Origin of the sequence: Mycolicibacterium thermoresistibile (genome assembly GCF_900187065.1) — a bacterium.
Taxonomy (GTDB): domain Bacteria; phylum Actinomycetota; class Actinomycetes; order Mycobacteriales; family Mycobacteriaceae; genus Mycobacterium; species Mycobacterium thermoresistibile.
This window is the reverse complement of the sequence record NZ_LT906483.1, coordinates 2,534,082-2,549,200: the sequence shown is the minus strand read 5'-3', so window position 1 is coordinate 2,549,200 and position 15,119 is coordinate 2,534,082. Positions and strand designations below refer to the sequence as shown.

15 protein-coding genes and 1 pseudogene are annotated in these 15,119 nt (G+C 70.8%); 7 read left to right on the top strand and 9 right to left on the bottom strand.

Annotated features, from left to right (window positions below):
- Positions 1 to 15 precede the first annotated feature (15 nt).
- Genes CKW28_RS11885 through CKW28_RS11875 form a run of 3 tightly spaced genes read right to left on the bottom strand, consistent with a single transcriptional unit; the run spans position 16 to position 1,905 of the window.
- Positions 16 to 618 carry a CbiQ family ECF transporter T component gene (locus CKW28_RS11885; protein ID WP_003890640.1) on the bottom strand — a complete coding sequence of 201 codons (603 nt, stop codon included), beginning with the start codon at positions 616 to 618 and terminating at the stop codon, positions 16 to 18.
- Positions 615 to 1,313 (bottom strand): energy-coupling factor ABC transporter ATP-binding protein, encoded by a 699-nt coding sequence (locus CKW28_RS11880; RefSeq protein WP_003890641.1) that lies wholly within the window; start codon positions 1,311 to 1,313, stop codon positions 615 to 617. Before CKW28_RS11880 ends, CKW28_RS11885 begins: the two co-directional genes overlap by 4 nt.
- The gene (locus tag CKW28_RS11875) at positions 1,306 to 1,905 is read right to left on the bottom strand and encodes a biotin transporter BioY (protein WP_192810953.1); all 600 of its coding nucleotides are present in this window, start codon (positions 1,903 to 1,905) and stop codon (positions 1,306 to 1,308) included. The genes CKW28_RS11880 and CKW28_RS11875 overlap by 8 nt, the downstream gene beginning before the upstream one ends.
- A gap of 190 nt (positions 1,906 to 2,095) precedes the next feature.
- On the opposite strand from CKW28_RS11875, the gene CKW28_RS11870 reads away from it, so the two are divergent.
- Positions 2,096 to 2,722, top strand: coding sequence for an FKBP-type peptidyl-prolyl cis-trans isomerase (locus tag CKW28_RS11870; RefSeq protein ID WP_003890643.1), 627 nt, complete (start codon positions 2,096 to 2,098; stop codon positions 2,720 to 2,722).
- Positions 2,723 to 2,758: 36 nt separating this feature from the next.
- Here the strand turns inward: CKW28_RS11870 and CKW28_RS11865 are convergent, their stop codons facing one another.
- Positions 2,759 to 3,223 (bottom strand): SRPBCC family protein, encoded by a 465-nt coding sequence (locus CKW28_RS11865; protein WP_003890644.1) that lies wholly within the window; start codon positions 3,221 to 3,223, stop codon positions 2,759 to 2,761.
- 190 nt (positions 3,224 to 3,413) lie between these two features.
- Between CKW28_RS11865 and CKW28_RS11860 the strand changes: the two genes are divergently transcribed.
- The gene (locus tag CKW28_RS11860) at positions 3,414 to 4,937 is read left to right on the top strand and encodes a serine hydrolase domain-containing protein (protein ID WP_003890645.1); all 1,524 of its coding nucleotides are present in this window, start codon (positions 3,414 to 3,416) and stop codon (positions 4,935 to 4,937) included.
- Positions 4,938 to 4,976: 39 nt separating this feature from the next.
- Here the strand turns inward: CKW28_RS11860 and CKW28_RS11855 are convergent, their stop codons facing one another.
- Positions 4,977 to 6,557 carry an FMN-binding glutamate synthase family protein gene (locus CKW28_RS11855; protein WP_003927603.1) on the bottom strand — a complete coding sequence of 527 codons (1,581 nt, stop codon included), beginning with the start codon at positions 6,555 to 6,557 and terminating at the stop codon, positions 4,977 to 4,979.
- A gap of 488 nt (positions 6,558 to 7,045) precedes the next feature.
- On the opposite strand from CKW28_RS11855, the gene CKW28_RS11845 reads away from it, so the two are divergent.
- The 5 genes and pseudogenes from CKW28_RS11845 to CKW28_RS11830 all read left to right on the top strand — a co-directional run bounded on the left by CKW28_RS11845 (position 7,046) and on the right by CKW28_RS11830 (position 10,552).
- Positions 7,046 to 7,411 (top strand): RNA-binding S4 domain-containing protein, encoded by a 366-nt coding sequence (locus CKW28_RS11845; RefSeq protein ID WP_003927601.1) that lies wholly within the window; start codon positions 7,046 to 7,048, stop codon positions 7,409 to 7,411.
- A 39-nt stretch (positions 7,412 to 7,450) separates the two neighbouring features.
- Complete coding sequence (locus CKW28_RS24110; RefSeq protein ID WP_234784903.1) at positions 7,451 to 7,663, top strand: NAD-dependent epimerase/dehydratase family protein; 213 nt, start codon at positions 7,451 to 7,453, stop codon at positions 7,661 to 7,663.
- A gap of 18 nt (positions 7,664 to 7,681) precedes the next feature.
- Positions 7,682 to 8,206: pseudogene (locus CKW28_RS11840) on the top strand (SDR family oxidoreductase); the annotation flags it as partial.
- A gap of 73 nt (positions 8,207 to 8,279) precedes the next feature.
- Positions 8,280 to 9,533, top strand: coding sequence for a PP2C family protein-serine/threonine phosphatase (locus tag CKW28_RS11835; RefSeq protein ID WP_003927600.1), 1,254 nt, complete (start codon positions 8,280 to 8,282; stop codon positions 9,531 to 9,533).
- A complete protein-coding gene (locus tag CKW28_RS11830; protein WP_003927599.1) occupies positions 9,521 to 10,552 on the top strand; it encodes a cobalamin B12-binding domain-containing protein in 1,032 nt (343 codons plus the stop codon). Before CKW28_RS11835 ends, CKW28_RS11830 begins: the two co-directional genes overlap by 13 nt.
- Here the strand turns inward: CKW28_RS11830 and CKW28_RS11825 are convergent.
- Genes CKW28_RS11825 through CKW28_RS11810 form a run of 4 tightly spaced genes read right to left on the bottom strand, consistent with a single transcriptional unit; the run spans position 10,455 to position 15,117 of the window.
- A complete protein-coding gene (locus CKW28_RS11825) occupies positions 10,455 to 11,894 on the bottom strand; it encodes a glycosyltransferase (RefSeq protein ID WP_234784905.1) in 1,440 nt (479 codons plus the stop codon). The genes CKW28_RS11830 and CKW28_RS11825 overlap by 98 nt on opposite strands.
- Before the next feature lie 47 nt (positions 11,895 to 11,941).
- Positions 11,942 to 12,958, bottom strand: a complete 1,017-nt coding sequence (locus CKW28_RS11820; RefSeq protein WP_003927597.1) for a TIGR03617 family F420-dependent LLM class oxidoreductase — start codon at positions 12,956 to 12,958, stop codon at positions 11,942 to 11,944.
- Positions 12,959 to 12,982: 24 nt separating this feature from the next.
- Positions 12,983 to 14,680 (bottom strand): threonine/serine exporter family protein, encoded by a 1,698-nt coding sequence (locus CKW28_RS11815; protein WP_003927596.1) that lies wholly within the window; start codon positions 14,678 to 14,680, stop codon positions 12,983 to 12,985.
- Positions 14,677 to 15,117, bottom strand: a complete 441-nt coding sequence (locus CKW28_RS11810) for an NYN domain-containing protein (protein WP_050812083.1) — start codon at positions 15,115 to 15,117, stop codon at positions 14,677 to 14,679. Before CKW28_RS11810 ends, CKW28_RS11815 begins: the two co-directional genes overlap by 4 nt.
- Between the last annotated feature and the right edge of the window lie 2 nt (positions 15,118 to 15,119).

The following is a 15,119-nucleotide window of genomic DNA, read 5'->3' as shown; positions in this document are numbered from 1 at the left end:
TGACCGGGGCTCGGGTCAGTCCAATCCCCGTGCGGTGAGCGCCTCGGCGAAACCGTCCGCGGTGTCGAGGGCCGCCGTGATCACCGGCGCCAGCACGATGCGGGGCGAGAACCGCAGACCCCGCGCCCGGCGGGCCTCCTCGACCTGCCGCACGGTGTCGATCATCAACGGGATCGTGCGCAGGGTCAGCGCCAACGCCAGGGCGAGTTGATCGACCGGAAAACCCACCCGCCCGAGCGGCCTCATCAGCGCCGTCAACGCCGCCAGCATGGCGGTCACCCGGGTGGTGACGGTGACGACGGCGGCCAGCACGACGGACAACAGCAGGATGCCGCACACCACCAGAGCGCGCCGCCAGTCGGTGAACAGCAGTTGAAAGCCGAAGATGACCGCCACCACCCACAGCACCGGCCGCAGCTGTGCGGTGAGGGCCCGGGGCCGCAGACCGGCGGCCGCCACCAGCGCCGCGACGCCCAGCGCGGCCACCGCGAGATCCGCCGGGGTCTGCACCCACACCGCCATCAGGGCGATCGACACGGCGAGCGCGACCAGTTTCACCCCGGCCGGCAGCCGATGCAGCGGGGACGAGCCGGGCTGGTACTGCCCGAACGTGCTCATCGCAGCATCATCCGCTCATAGGCGTCGATCGCCGCGGCGGGTGCGTCGTCGGCGACCACCCTGCCCTCGTCGAACACTATCACCCGGTCGAAGTCGTCGAGCAGCGTCAGATCGTGAGACACGACGACGAGTTGATGGTCCAGGGCGGCGAACGCATCCCGGATCATCCGGGTGTTACGCAGGTCGAGCAGCGTCGTCGGCTCGTCGGCCACCACGATGCGCGGTTCGGTGACCAGCACCGACGCCAACGCGAGCAGCTGCTTCTGCCCACCGGAGAGCAGATGGGCGGGATGGTCGGCGTGACCGGCCAACCCGAACCTGCCCAACACCTCGTGGACCCGATCCCGCCGCTCGTCGGTGGTCAGCCGGTGCCGTGACAGCGACAGTTCGATGTCCTCGGCGACCGTCGGCATCAGAATCTGCCGGTCGGGGTCGGTGAACACGAACCCCGCCAGGCGGCGGACCCGGCGGGTGTGCCGGCGGGTGTCGAGCCCACAGACCCGCACCGTTCCCCGGTCGGGCAGCACCAGACCGTTGATCATCCGCGCGAACGTCGACTTCCCGCTGCCGTTGGCGCCGACGATGCCGATCCGGCGCTCGGTGAGCACCAGCGACACGTCGCAGAGCACCTTCCGGTCGCCGTAGGAGTGCGAAACGTCCTCGAAGACAACCGAGTCCGGCTGTTGGTCAACCATCGAACGAGCGGCGCCGCCGCCACGGTGCGACGAGTCCCGGCCGGGTGCGGTGCACCTGCGCGGCGACAACACCGGCGATGACCGCTTTGGCCAGGTCACCGGGGACGTAGATGCCGCTGCTGGTCACCGCCGCCCACCAGGACAGATCGGTCCGGATCAACAGCCCGGCGGCGCCGAAGCAATAGATCACCGCCATGCCGCCGAGAATGTTGATCGCGATGCCCCAGCCCACCCGGTAGCGCGGCATCATCAGCGCGGTCAGCGCCCCGATCACGAACACCGCGGGCAGCCAACCGACGAAGAACCCGGCTGTCGGCGACGCCAACGACACCAGCCCGGTGCGCGCACCGGCGAGAATGGGCAGCCCGGCGATCGCCAGGACGGTGAACAGCCCGACCGCCAGCACACCCTTGCGCGGCCCCAGGATCGACCCGGCCAGCATCACCCCGAGCGTCTGGAAAGTGATCGGCACCCCGCTGGCGCCCAGCGTGATCGTGCCCGGCAGCCCCAGCGCCGCGATCAGCGCCGCGAACACCGCAGCCTGGGCCAGTTCGCCGGGAGTGAGGGCGAACCGGCGCCGCACCTGCGCCATCGCCCCGGCGCGTGCGGCGTCACTACCCACGCTGTCCAACCGAACGTCCATCCGAACGATTATCGCCGGTGCCCACCGCCTGCCCGAAGCGGGCGGAGTCAAGCGACGGTGCTGTTCCACCCGGCTGATGGGGCTGGCGGCACCGGGGTTCGACACGGCGGTAGCGTGGCTGACCGTGAACTCATCTCGTGTGTCTTCTCCCCTCGCGATTCCCGGCGCGATCGTCGCCGGCGCCGCGGCGCTGGCCCTGACGCTCAGCGCGTGCGGTTCCGACAGCGACTCGACGTCGGCCACCACGACATCGGACACCACCACGTCGACCATGACGACGTCACCCACCGGCACCGCCGTCGCACAGAGCTGCCCCACCGCCGCACCGGGCGAGGACGTCGCACCGGACTGGACGTTCACCGGTGACACCGGCAGCATCGCGGTCACCGGACCCACCGATGAGGCTGCTCCGCTGGTCACCGTCGAGGGACCGTTCAGCGTCTCCGAGACCCGGGTCGAGGTGCTGCAGGACGGCGACGGGCCGGTCGTCGCGGACACCGCCGACGTGCTGGTGTGCTACCTGGGCGTCAACGGCCGGGACGGCACGGTGTTCGACACCAGCTTCGAACGGGGCACCCCGGTGAACTTCCCGCTCGACGGGGTGATCACCGGGTTCCAGAAGGCCATCGCCGGCCAGACCGTCGGATCGACCGTCGCGGTGGCGATGACGCCGGAGGACGGCTACCCCGACGGTCAGCCCGCCGCCGGCATCCAGCCGGGCGACTCGCTGATCTTCGCGATCTCGATCCTCGACGCCACAGACTGAGATCTCACGGAGTGAGAGGACCGGCCGGTCTGGCGGTCAGGACGCCTCGGCGATCGCCTTGATCGCGGCGAGCGTCGCCGGAATACCCGTCTCGGCCGCCAGCCGCCGGGCCTCCAACTCGGCTTCGGCCTGCTCCCCGAAGCGCTCCCGGAAGGCGGCGATGCCCGCGGGCAGCACCTTCCAGGACTCGGTCAGCAGGGTGCCGCCGTCCCGCGGTTCCATGGTGTAGGCCCAATACACCAAGTCGCCGTTGACCTGCCAGGCGAAGGACCGGCCCGGGGTCGCGGCGACCACCTGGCTGCGGGTCTCCCAGGTGCGTTCGGGGGTCTCGTTGCGGCCGGTGAACCAAGCGCCGACCTCCGGTCCGTCGCCCTCGTCCCACCAGCACGCCTTGCAGATCGGGCTCCACTCGCCGGTTCTGGTCACATCGGAGACCAGCGCGTACACCTGCTCGGGCGACGCTGCGATGAAAATCGACTCTGACATCTGGAGATCCGCCATGGCCGCCAGTGTCGCACAGGCCACTTGTCGCAAGACATTCACGCGTAGTCGGGCGAGATGCACTGTCGGCGAGCACGTCCGTTGCTATGATGTGGCAATTATCGACGGCGAAGTCAATATGCGCAGATCCGAGGCGGTGCAACATGATTAGCGCGTCCAACACGTACCCCACCACAGGGGCGGCCCGGTGATGCGGCTGTCCCGGCGGTCGATGCTCCGCGCCACCGGGGGTGTGGTGGCGGGTGCGCTGCTGGCCGGTGCGGTGTCCGGCGCCACCACCGGATGCGGACGTCGCGAGGACTCCGATTCGGGCGACCGGTTGTTCGCCGAACTCGACGCCAAGATCCAGGACCTCATGGACCGCCACGGGGTGCCCGGTGTGGCGGTGGGCGTGTGGCACGACGGTGTGGAACACCTCCGCGGTTTCGGGGTCACCAACGTCGACGATCCCGAACCGGTCACCCCCGACACCCTGTTCCGCATCGGCTCGACCACCAAGACGTTCACCGGAACCACGGTGATGCGGCTGGTCGAGGCCGGCCGGATCGACCTGGATGAACGGGTGCGCACGTATCTGCCCGACTTCACCACCGCGGACCCGACGGTCGCCGAGCGGGTCACCGTGCGGCAGTTGCTCAACCACACGCCGGGCTGGCACGGCGACTACTTCGTCGACACCGGTTCCGGCGAGGACGCACTGGCGAAATACGTTGCGGCGATTGCCACACTGCCGCAGCAGACGCCGCTCGGCACCACGTTCGCCTACAACAACGCGGCCATCGCCCTGGCCGGCCGCATCATCGAGGCGGTGACCGGAACCGGCTACGAACGTGTGGTCCGCACCGAACTGTTGGAGCCGCTGGGCCTGCAGCACACCGGTTTCAGCGTCGACAACCTCGAAGGCCCGCCGGTGGCCGAACCGCACACCATGGCGGACGGCGCTCCGAGGTTCGACCGGTCCGCCTGGTACATGCCTCGCTGCCTCAACCCGACCGGCGGGCTGATCTCCACCGCCCGCGACCAGTTGCGCTACGCCCGTTTCCATCTCGGCGACGGCGGCGGACTGCCGGATCTCGGCCTGCTGAGCGAGGAATCCCTGACCGCGATGCGGTCGGATCCGGGGCCGGGCGGAACCCTGGCTGTCGAGATCGACGGGATGGGAGTCACCTGGCATCTGCGGCCCAGCGCCGAGGGTGTGCACATCGTCCAGCACGGCGGGGCCTGGTCCGGTCAGCATTCGGGTTTCTACCTGGTGCCGGACCGGGACTTCGCGATGACGGTGCTGACCAACTCCGACGGCGGGGCGATGCTGGTCGCGGACCTGATGTACACCGACTGGGCGCTGGACCATTTCGCCGGGCTGCACAATCTGCCGGCGCCCGTCCGCGACCTCTCCCCCGCCGAACTGGCCGACTACGAGGGGCGTTACCACGCCTACGAGACCGGCGTCGACGGCTCGGTGGACGCCACCGACACCGTCCTCACCGCCGACCGTGGCCGATTGCGCTACCAGATGCTCTCCGACGACGGTGCTCCCGTCACCGACCCGCCGCCCGGCACCCCCGCGTATCTGGCGTTCTACCGGGACGACTACGTGCTGCAACTGGACCGCGACGGCGAACCGCTGCCCAGCCGCGCCGACTTCGTCCGCGACGACACCGGACAGGTGCGCTGGCTGCGGATCGGCGGTCGGTTGCACCGCAAGACGGCGTGACGCCACGACATCTGCGGGCAGCCGCGCCTGCCTGACGCCTCACCGGGCCGGCGCGGAATGCGACGGCGGGGCCGACCCACCCCGTGTGGCGCGGTCCGCCATCAGCCGCAGGATCTCGGCGCGGTCCTCGGCCGACGGCAGACCCATGCCCGGCTGGTACCCGTACACCTCGTACAGCGATCTCGCGCTGGTATGCCCGTCGAGGATGTCGATCAGATCGCCGCTGATCAGCCCGGGGTGTTCCACCCCGCACGCCTCGGCGACCTTGACCAGATCGCGCCGCAGCGTCCTGATGTAGTTGGCGACCCGCGGAGCCTTGTCGTCGGGCACCAACCCGCGGGTCAGCCAGGCGTTCTGGGTGGCCACCCCGGTAGGACAGGTGTCGGTGTGACATTTCTTGGCCTGGATGCAGCCGAGCGCCAGCATCGATTCCCGCGCGGCGTAGACCATGTCGCAGCCCAGCGCGAACGCGACCACCGCGTTGTCGGGCAGGCCGAGTTTGCCGCTGCCGATGAACGTGACCTGCTCGTGCAGACCGCGTTCGGCGAAGATCCGGTACACCTCGGCGAAACCGAGTTGGAAGGGCAGCGACACGGTGTCGGTGAAGATCAGCGGCGCCGCGCCGGTGCCGCCCTCGCCACCGTCGATGCTCACGAAGTCGACCCCGCGACCGGTGTCGCGCATGAGATCGGTGAGCTGCTCCCAGAAGTCGAGATCGCCCACCGCCGACTTGATCCCCACCGGCAGCCCGGTCTCGGCGGCCAGCATCTCCACCCAGTCGAGCATGCTGTCGGCGTCGGTGAACTCGGCGTGCCGCGACGGGCTGACGCAGTCGCGGCCCTCGGGGATGCCACGCGTCGCGGCGATCTCCGCCGACACCTTGGCGGCCGGCAGCACCCCGCCCAGCGTCGGTTTGGCGCCCTGGCTCAGTTTGATCTCCAACGCCCGGACCGGTGCGCCGGCCACCAGATCCTTGAGCCGGGCGAGGTCGAACCGGCCCTCGGCGTCACGACAGCCGAAGTAGGCGGTGCCGATCTGGAAGATGAGTTCACCGCCGTGTCGGTGGTACCGGGAGATGCCGCCCTCACCGGTGTTGTGCAGACAACCGGCCAGCGCCGCGCCCCGGTTGAGCGCCTCGATGGCCTTGCCGGACAGCGACCCGAAGCTCATCGCGCCGATGTTGACCACCGACTGGGGCCGGAACGCCTGGGCGCGGTTGCGGGCGGCGCCGATCACCTTCGCCGCCGGCAGTTCGACGTCCAGCGCTGCCCGCGGTGCGGACGCCGGGATCGAGCGGCCGAAGGTGCGGTGCCGGATCACCGGGTAGCCGGAGGTGTACTCGATGTCGTTGTCGGTGCCGAAGCTGAAGTAGTTGTTCTCCTGTTTCGCCGAGGCGTACACCCAACGGCGCTGATCCCGGGTGAACGGGCGCTCCTCGTCGTCGCCGGCGACGATGTACTGCCGCAGTTCGGGTCCGATGGACTCGAGCAGATAGCGGGCGTGCCCGATCACCGGGAAGTTGCGCAGGATCGCGCGCCGGCGTTGGAACACGTCATGGACTGCCACAGCGGCCAGGGCCGATGCCGCGGTGGCCGCGGCGGTACGGAACAGGGAACTCATGGCCACAGTGTTACCTCAGGCCCCTGTCCGAAACGGTTCGAGGGTTGCTCGCCGTCAATGGGCGTGTCCCGGAACGCCTCGAGAGCCTGGGGCGATTCCCACCGTTCGACGACGTTGACACGGCCCGCGAGGTACGCCGCTCGCTGTCCGGGATCGACGGTGATGTGTCCCGCAACGATGATCACGCCGGCACAGACCCGGTGCGGGCGCGGAACTCATCGCCGAACAGCCGACGGTGCACCGGCTGAGCCGGCTGTGCGCTGGCTGAGGTGGGTGTGCGGTCACGCAGTCGGATGTGCGGCCACTGCGCGAAAACCGGCCGAATCCCGCAGTGGCGGCACGATCAACACCACCGACTCACCCTCGCCTGTGAGACCGCACAGCGGCGGCTGCACACACGCGCCGCGGTGCGGGCTGAACGTGTTGCGGCCCATGATCAGTCCGGCCGCCGGTGACGCATCTCGCGGCGATGTTCCATCATGGGAGCCATGGAGTCGACCCGGGTGGACCGATGGTTGTGGTCGGTCCGGCTGGCCAAGACGCGGCCCGACGCCGCCGCAGCGTGCCGGGCCGGACACGTGCGGATCAACGACAAACCGGCCAAGCCGTCCTCGGCGGTCGTCCCGGGTGACCGGGTGAAGGCCCGGATCGGCGGCCGCACCCGCATCGTCGAGGTGGTGCGGGTGATCCAGAAGCGGGTCGGGGCCGCCGACGCGGTGACCTGTTATCTCGACCGCACCCCACCGGAACCGGCAGTGCCGCTGCCGCCGGTGGCGGTGCGGGACCGCGGTGCCGGGCGGCCCACCAAACGCGACCGCCGCATGCTGGAGAAGTTCCGGGCAGGCCGCCTGTGACGCCCGGTCGAGAAGGCTCGGCCCGATAGAGTCACCACCATGCGTATCGCGGTCGCCGGCGCCACCGGGAACATCGGCAGTCGCACCGTGTCGGTGCTCGAGCGGGACGGCCACGAGGTGGTCCGCATCAGCCGCACCCACGGTGTCGACCTGGTCTCAGGTGAGGGTCTGGACGCGGCCCTGACCGGGGTCGACGCCGTCGTGGACGCCATCAGCGCCCCGCCCGGCAGCCGGGACCAGACGGTCGACTAGTTCCGCACCACCACGGCCAATCTGCTCGCCGCCGAGCAGCGCGCCGGGGTGCGCCACCACGTGCTGCTGTCGATCGTCGGCATCCACCGGGTCGAGGGCAATCCGCACTACGCCGGTAAACGGGAACAGGAACGGCTGATCGCCGAGAGCCCGGTGGGATGGACGATCGTTCCGGTCACCCAGTTCCACGACTTCGCCGCGATGGTGGCCGGCTGGACCGAACCGGACGGGGTCGCCACCATCGCGCCGCTGCTGGTCCAGCCGATCGACCCCGACGACGTCGCCGCCGTTCTGGCTGAGATCGCGACTGGTGAACCGCGGGGCCGTCACGTCGACGTGGCCGGGCCGCAGACCCAGGACCTCGTCGACATGGCGCGGCGCACGTTCGCGGCACGCGGCCGGGATATCGAGCTGGTTCCGACCTGGTCGGGCATCTTCGACGAGCGGATGGCCGGCAACGTGCTGCTGCCCGGACCGGACGCACGGATCGCTCCCACCACGTTCGAGGACTGGTTGGCGCGCCAGACCGGCGAACACGGGTAGTGTGGTGCGGGTTCGTTGCACAACCAGCCCGCTTGGAGTCATCGGTGCGGAAACCCGCTGAGAACGGGCGCGGGTGAGCGCCCACACCGACATCGGCGACACCGCACCGGCATCGATGGGTGAGAGCGTGATCGCCGATGTGGCCGAAACCCTCGGCGGATCGCTCAACCTGCGCCGCACCGCGCTGCGACTGATCTCGCTCATCCAACCCCGGTTGGCGGACTGGGCGATGGTGGTGTTGCCGGACCCGCGGGCCGGTGTGCTCGTCGCGGTGGGTGACGCGGCCCCGGCCGGGGTTCCGCTCCGCCGCGCCGACCTCGATGATCTGCCGCTGGGCCGGGTGCTGCGCAGCGGATCCGTCGAACAGATCCACGACACCGACCTGGCCGGATTGATCCCCGTCGAACCGTTCCAGCAGTCCGCCGTCGCGCTGGCGCCGGCCGAGGTGGTCGCGGTGGGGTTGACCGCCCGCGGCAGCACCTTCGGCGCGTTGGTCGTGCTGCGACGGGGCGACACCGGCTTCCGCGCCGACGAACTCGACGTGGTGGCGCGGGTCGCCGACCGCGCGGCCGTGGCCTTCGATTCGGCGCGGCTCTACGAGGAGCAGGCCCGGGTGGCGTCGGTGCTGCAACAGAGTCTGCATCCGCCGTCCCTGCCGGACATCCCCGGTGTCCGGTTGGCGGCCTGCTACCGGCCCGCCGCCGAACACCTCGACATCGGTGGCGACTTCTACGACGTCACCGGCAGCGACCACGATTGGTTGATCGCCATCGGCGACGTGTGCGGTAAAGGGGTCGAGGCCGCCGCGCTGACCGGCCAGACCCGTCAGAGTCTCAGAACCGCAGCACATTTCGACCGCAGCCCGGACGTCGTGCTCGGCGCGGTGAACAGTGTGCTGTGCGATCTGCGGGTGAAGCAGTTCGTCACGGTGCTGTGCGCGCGGATCCGTGCGCGTCCGGGTGGGGGCGTCGGGGTGGACCTGGCCACCGCGGGCCACCCGGCCCCGCTGATCGTGCGCGGGGACGGCCGCGTCGAACAGGCCGAGGTGTACGGGACCGCCGCCGGCCTGGTCTCGGGCATGCGTTACGGTGCAACGGCTCTCGAACTCCACCGCGGTGACACCATGGTGATGTTCACCGACGGCATCGATGAGGCGTGGGGCGCCGGCGGTCAGTACGGGATGGCGCGGCTGCACGCCCTGCTGCCGGCGTACGCGGGCGCCGCACCGGAAGTGGTGTGCGAGGCGGTGGAGCAGGACGTCATGGAGTACCTCGACGGCCGCCCGCACGACGACATGGCGATGGTGGCCGTCACATGCGTCCGCTGACACCGCTGCGGGAAGCGCGGCAGCACTACGAGAACGCCCTGGCGGCCGACGACCGGACCGCCGTCGCCGGGCTGGTCGAGCGTCTGCTGGACGACGGGGTGGCGCCGCCGGACGTGTTGACCGGGGTGGTGGCGCCCGTGCAGCGCGCGATCGGTGAACGCTGGCAGCGCGGCGAATGGACGGTCGCGCAGGAACACGCCGCGACCGCGATGGCGATGGCGGCCACCGACGTCGTCGCGCGGCGGTTGAACCAGCTGCCGGTCACCGCCGGTCACGTGATCGTGACCTGCGCGGAACGCGAATGGCACTGGCTGCCGGCCGCGATCATCGCCTGCGTGCTGCGGGCCGACGGGTGGCGGACGACCCAGCTGGGGCCGGCGACGCCGCCGATGCGGTTGAGCCGGTACATCCAGGATCTCGGGCCGGACGCGGTGGCGGCCAGCTGCTCGGTGCTCGGCGCGCTGCCCACCACCCGCCGGTTCATCGAGGCCGCCACCGCGGCCGGGGTGCCCGTCATGGTCGGCGGCGCGGCCCTGGGCGCCGACGAACTCCGGGCGGCCGCACTGGGAGCTACCGCGTGGGCGCCCGACGCCCGGGCAGCCCGGGACGTCATCACCACCCTGGCCACCGTGGTGCCGCCGGCGCCGCCGCTGCCCGCCGCGCCCGCGCGCGAACAACGCGCCCTCGACCTCGATCAGCCACGGCTGCTCGACGGCATCCGGCGGCAGTGGACGGTGACGACCGGCGCGGCGTCCGGCCCCGCGGTGACCTCGCTGCGCACCGTCGCGCGCGAGGCACTGCCCCAGACCCTGCACGCGGTGTCGGCGGCCCTGCTCACCGGGGACACCCGACCGATCACCGAGACCGCCGTGTGGTTGTCCGAACTGCTGGCCGCCCGCGGTGTGGAGGCGGACCCGGCGATCAGTGAACTCGGGGCCGTGCTGGCCGCGGCGCTGGTCGATCATCCGTTGAGTCTGGATCTGGTGCGCCGGCACTTCCGGTGCGCGCCGACCGGTTGAGCGCGTCGGCGGCGACGATCCGCTCGAGGGTCGCGGCGATCGAGTCCAACGGCGCCGCGGACCGTATCTCGCGGGCCAGCCGACGTGCGGCGGTGCGGTACCGGTCCTGGTCGCGGATGCGGTCGAAACCGGCCCGCAGCGCCCGCACCGTCGGCGTTGCCGTGCCGAGATCGATTCCGGCGCCGCAGAACTCGACCCGGGCCGCGATCTCGGCCTTGTCGGAGGTCTCCCCCGCCACGATGAGTGGCACCCCGTGGCTTAGCGCGTACTGCACGCCGCCGTACCCGCCGTTGGTGATCATCACGTCGACGTGGGGCATCAGCATCCGGTACGGAAGCCAGCCGGTGACACGGGCATTACCCGGGACCCGGAATCCCGAGCGTTGTCCCGGCCGGCCGCCGGTGGTGGCGACCACCAGCACGTCAGGCCGGTCAGTCAGCGCCTCCAGCGTCGGCACGACCAACTGATCGAGGTCGGTGTTGTCGAAGGTGCCCTGGGTGACGTGAACGACGGTGGCGGCGCTCCGGATGTCGTCCCACCAGGCGGGCAGGGTGACCCCGTCGAGGCCGGTGGGCAGCACCGGGCCGGCGAAGTCGACGGTGGACGGCAGATCGCCGCGGTGGTATTCGAAGCCGGGCACGCCCAGTTGGATCAGCCGGTCCGCCAAGGCGGGCCAATCGCTGAGAAACACCGGCGCCGGCCCGGCTCCGGCGGTGCGCAGTGCCCGGTCGAAGCGCCGCCGGCTGCCCGCCATGATCACCCGGTGCGCCACCGCGGTCATACCGCGGTAGTCGACGCCGGGCCGCGGCTGCCACGCCATCCCGAACGGCGGGGTGTCGGCACTGGACAGGGTCAGCGGGCCCACGCTGCACACCAACAGCGGTGGGCGTGGGCGATCGTCGAGCAGCAGCGCCGCCGCACCGGTGAACGTCATGTCAACCAGGACAGCGTCGGCCGGCTCGCGGTCCAGCACGGAGCGAAGAGCCGCCGCCTGATGTCCCAGGGGCCGGATGTACACCGAGTCCAGCTCGGCTCGTCCCAGCAGGAACCGCCGGGCCTGCGACGGCAGGTACCGGGCCCACCACGGCGGGGCCGCGGGCGGGTCGATGGCGGTGCCGGCCGGCAGTGCGGTGAACCGCAAACCGGCTCGTGTCACCGCGTCGGCGAACTCGGTGGTCGTCAGCACGGTGACGGTGTGGCCGCGCGATCGCAGCGTCGCACCGATCTGCACCAGCGGCGCCACATGCCCGGAGAGCGGGGTGGCCGCCAGCAGATAACGCGCCAAGAACTCATCCTCACTACCCGACGACAACCGGCGCCCGAGCAACCGGGTTCGGGTCAACCCATAACCGCCCACCCCGGACGGCAAACATCGGATGAAACGGCGCTTCAGTCGGCCGAAAGTTGCCGGGCCACCGCCCCGTACCGTTCCAGCTGCTCCGGCGTGTTCTGTGCGTTGTACAAGACGAGCCGGGTCGCGACGCCCCCGTATCTGGCGCGCAGCGCGTCGGCCAGACCGTCCCAGGTCGACTCGGTGGTGAAGACCGCGAGATGCTCGTCGGTGATCACCGCGGCCATGCCGGCGTGGTCGCGGGCCTTCTGCTTCTCGCGGATGCGCGCCGTGGTGCCCTCGAAACCGGCCTCATCCCAGATGAACGCGTAGTTCGGGGTGCTGCCGTAGAAGCTGAGCGCGGCGCGCGCCCGCTCCCGTTCGGTGTGCCGTTCCTCGTCGGTGTCGCCGACGACCGTGAGCACCGGCACGATGAGCGCGATGTCATCGGGCGACCGCTGCGATCTGGCCGCCCCGGCAGCCACATTCGGCAGCACATGCCGGGTGAGGTATCCGGGTTCACCGATCGGATGGACGTGCACCCCGTCGGCGACCTCGCCGGCCATCCGCAGCATCCACGGATTGACCGCGGCCACATCGACTTTGGGGTCCGGTGCGTAGATCGGGCCCGGACTCCACTGCGGGGTGATGAAATCCAGCTCGTAGAACTCGCCGTGGTGGTCCAGGGTGCCGGTCCGGAACGCGGTGAAGCACGCCTTGACCGCGCGCACGTAGTCGCGCAGCCGGGGGCCCGGGCGGTCGAACGGCATACCGTAGCGGCGCACCACGTGGGTGCGGACCTGGGTCCCGAGTCCCAACCGGAACTTTCCGCCGGTCGCCTCCTGAAGTTCCCACGCCGCGGCCGCGGTGACGAACGGGCTGCGGGGAAAGGCCACCGCCACCCCCGTCGACAACTCCAACCCGGGTGCCGCCTGCGATGCCACCGCGGCGTTGAGATAGGCGGTGCGGCCGGTTTCGGTCAACAGCAACCCGGAGAAACCGCACCGTTGCACCTGCCGGGCGGTGTCGCCGACACGGCCGAGCGGCTGCGGGACCACCATCACATCGACGTGCACGTCCGCAGCGTACTGGCTCGGTGGCTATCGGTCCGGCGGCTCGCCGTTCTTACCGGGCTCCTGCCCGGCCCCGTCATCGGCCCCGGGATCGGCCCTGTCCTCGAGCCTGTCCTGGGGTTGGGGACGTTCGCTGTCGGGCCGGTCGTCGGGTTCGGCCTCCGCGGCGGGTCTGTCGGCCTGCGCGTCCTCGGCCTCGATCTCGGATTCCGGTTCCAGCGGCAGGCTCCGCAGCCGCGGCTCCAGCTTGCCGGCCTGCGGCGGTGCGGCCGGGCTCGGCCGCAACCGGACCACCCGGCCGACACCGCGACGCAGCCCGGGCGGACCGTCCTTGCGGAAGAACGCGCCGACCCGGCCCGCCCCGTACCGCAGCGGGGAGCCGACCAGCTCACCCAGCACCACACCGCTACCGATGCCCAACGCGATCGCCGACGCGGTCATCAGCTGCGCCAGACCGTCGTTGAACCGTCCTTCGACGGCGAACGCGAACACCGCCCGGAACACCGCCAGGCCGGGCAGCAGCGGGGTGATACCCGCGGTGGCGATCACCAACGCCGGCGCCTGCCGCCGGATCGACACCAGGGTGGCCAGCAGACCGACGCTGATCGCCGCCACGAACGTCGCCATGATCTGGCCCAGACCGGCCGCACCGACACCGAAGATCACCACCGTGGCCAGCGCCGCCGCGACCCCGGTCATCGGCGCCGAGCGCATCGGTGTGTAACAGGCGATGGTCAGGCAGATCCCGGCCAGCGCCGACCCGACGATCGCGACGGTGATCGTTCTCGGCTCGGTCGGCACCACGAAGGTCTGCCCGACGTCGACGCGCAACTGGATCTCCACCCCGGCCAGCGAAGCGATCTGCAGGCCGGCGAGGATGCCGACCACGATCCCGGCCGTGAGGAACACCGCATCCCCCAGCCGCGCCAGCGCGGTGATCATGTGGCCGGTGAGCGCGTCCTGCATCGAACCGACCAGGGTCAGCCCGGCGAGCAGCACCACGATGCCGGTCGCCACCAGGGTGGTCACCCCCTGCCCGGCGTACTGGTAGGCGGCCACGGCGACCACCGTCGCGATGGTGGCGCCCACCACCTGCTGGAAGAAGAACGGTGTGCCGGCCCGGTTCAACAGCCGGTTCACCCGGTCGATGACCGCCGAGGTGAACGCGGCCAGAAAACAGGTGACCCAGGTGCCGCCCATCAGCATGGCGATACCGAAGGCGAAGCCGGCCCATCCGGCGGTGGCCAGCCAGCGGGGGTACGGATGCGGCTGCTCGGACAACTCGTCCATGGCCTCGTGGGCCTGATGCACCGACACCCCGCCGGAGGTGATCTCACGCACCAACCGGTCGAGCGCCGCCAGCCGGGTGAAGTCGGTCGACCGGGTCCGCACCGACCGCACGATCGTCACCGGCGGATGGTCGGCGTTCGGCAGCGCCGACACGATGATCGTCGTGAAGGTGATGTCGACGACGCAGTCCTTGATCTGATACGCCTCGGCCACGTCCTGTGCGGTGGCGACGACGTCCGCGGTGCCCGACCCGCTCGACAACATCACCTCGGCGAGGCGGATGGTGAGATCGAGCACCTTGCGGGTGTGCAGTTCATCGAGACCGCCGGCGGCGCGGCGCTGACCCGCGCCGGGGGCCGGATCGCGAGTGCCGCGCAGGGCCAATCGCAGACCGCCGCGGAGGCGCGCCCGGCCGGTGCTTCGATCCTGGGTCATTGTCCTGAACGGTAGTCAGTATCCGGCGAATCGCGCGACCGCCGCGGCCGCCCGGCAGACCCGCCGTCGCCCCGACCGTCGATGAGGGCGCGGAACCTCGCGGCCGGATGGACCGCGACACCCAGTGACCGGACCCGTTCGGCCAGCGCCGCGTCCGAGGTCACCACCGTGATCAGCGCGGGGTCGTCGGCGGTGCGCACCAGCCGCACGATCTCGTCATCGGCGGCGTCGGCGGCGGCCCGCGGCGCGTGGGCGACGGTGAGCACCGACGACTCGATCGGCGTCGGATGTTCGAACACCACCGTCACCGAGTGCCCTTCCGCGGTGGCCCACCGCTCCAGCCGTCGCACCAGATCGTCCATCGCCCGGCGCCGGTCCCTCCACCAGCCGTCCGGGCGGCTGCCGATGACGTTCATGGCGTCGACGATCCAGCGCACAG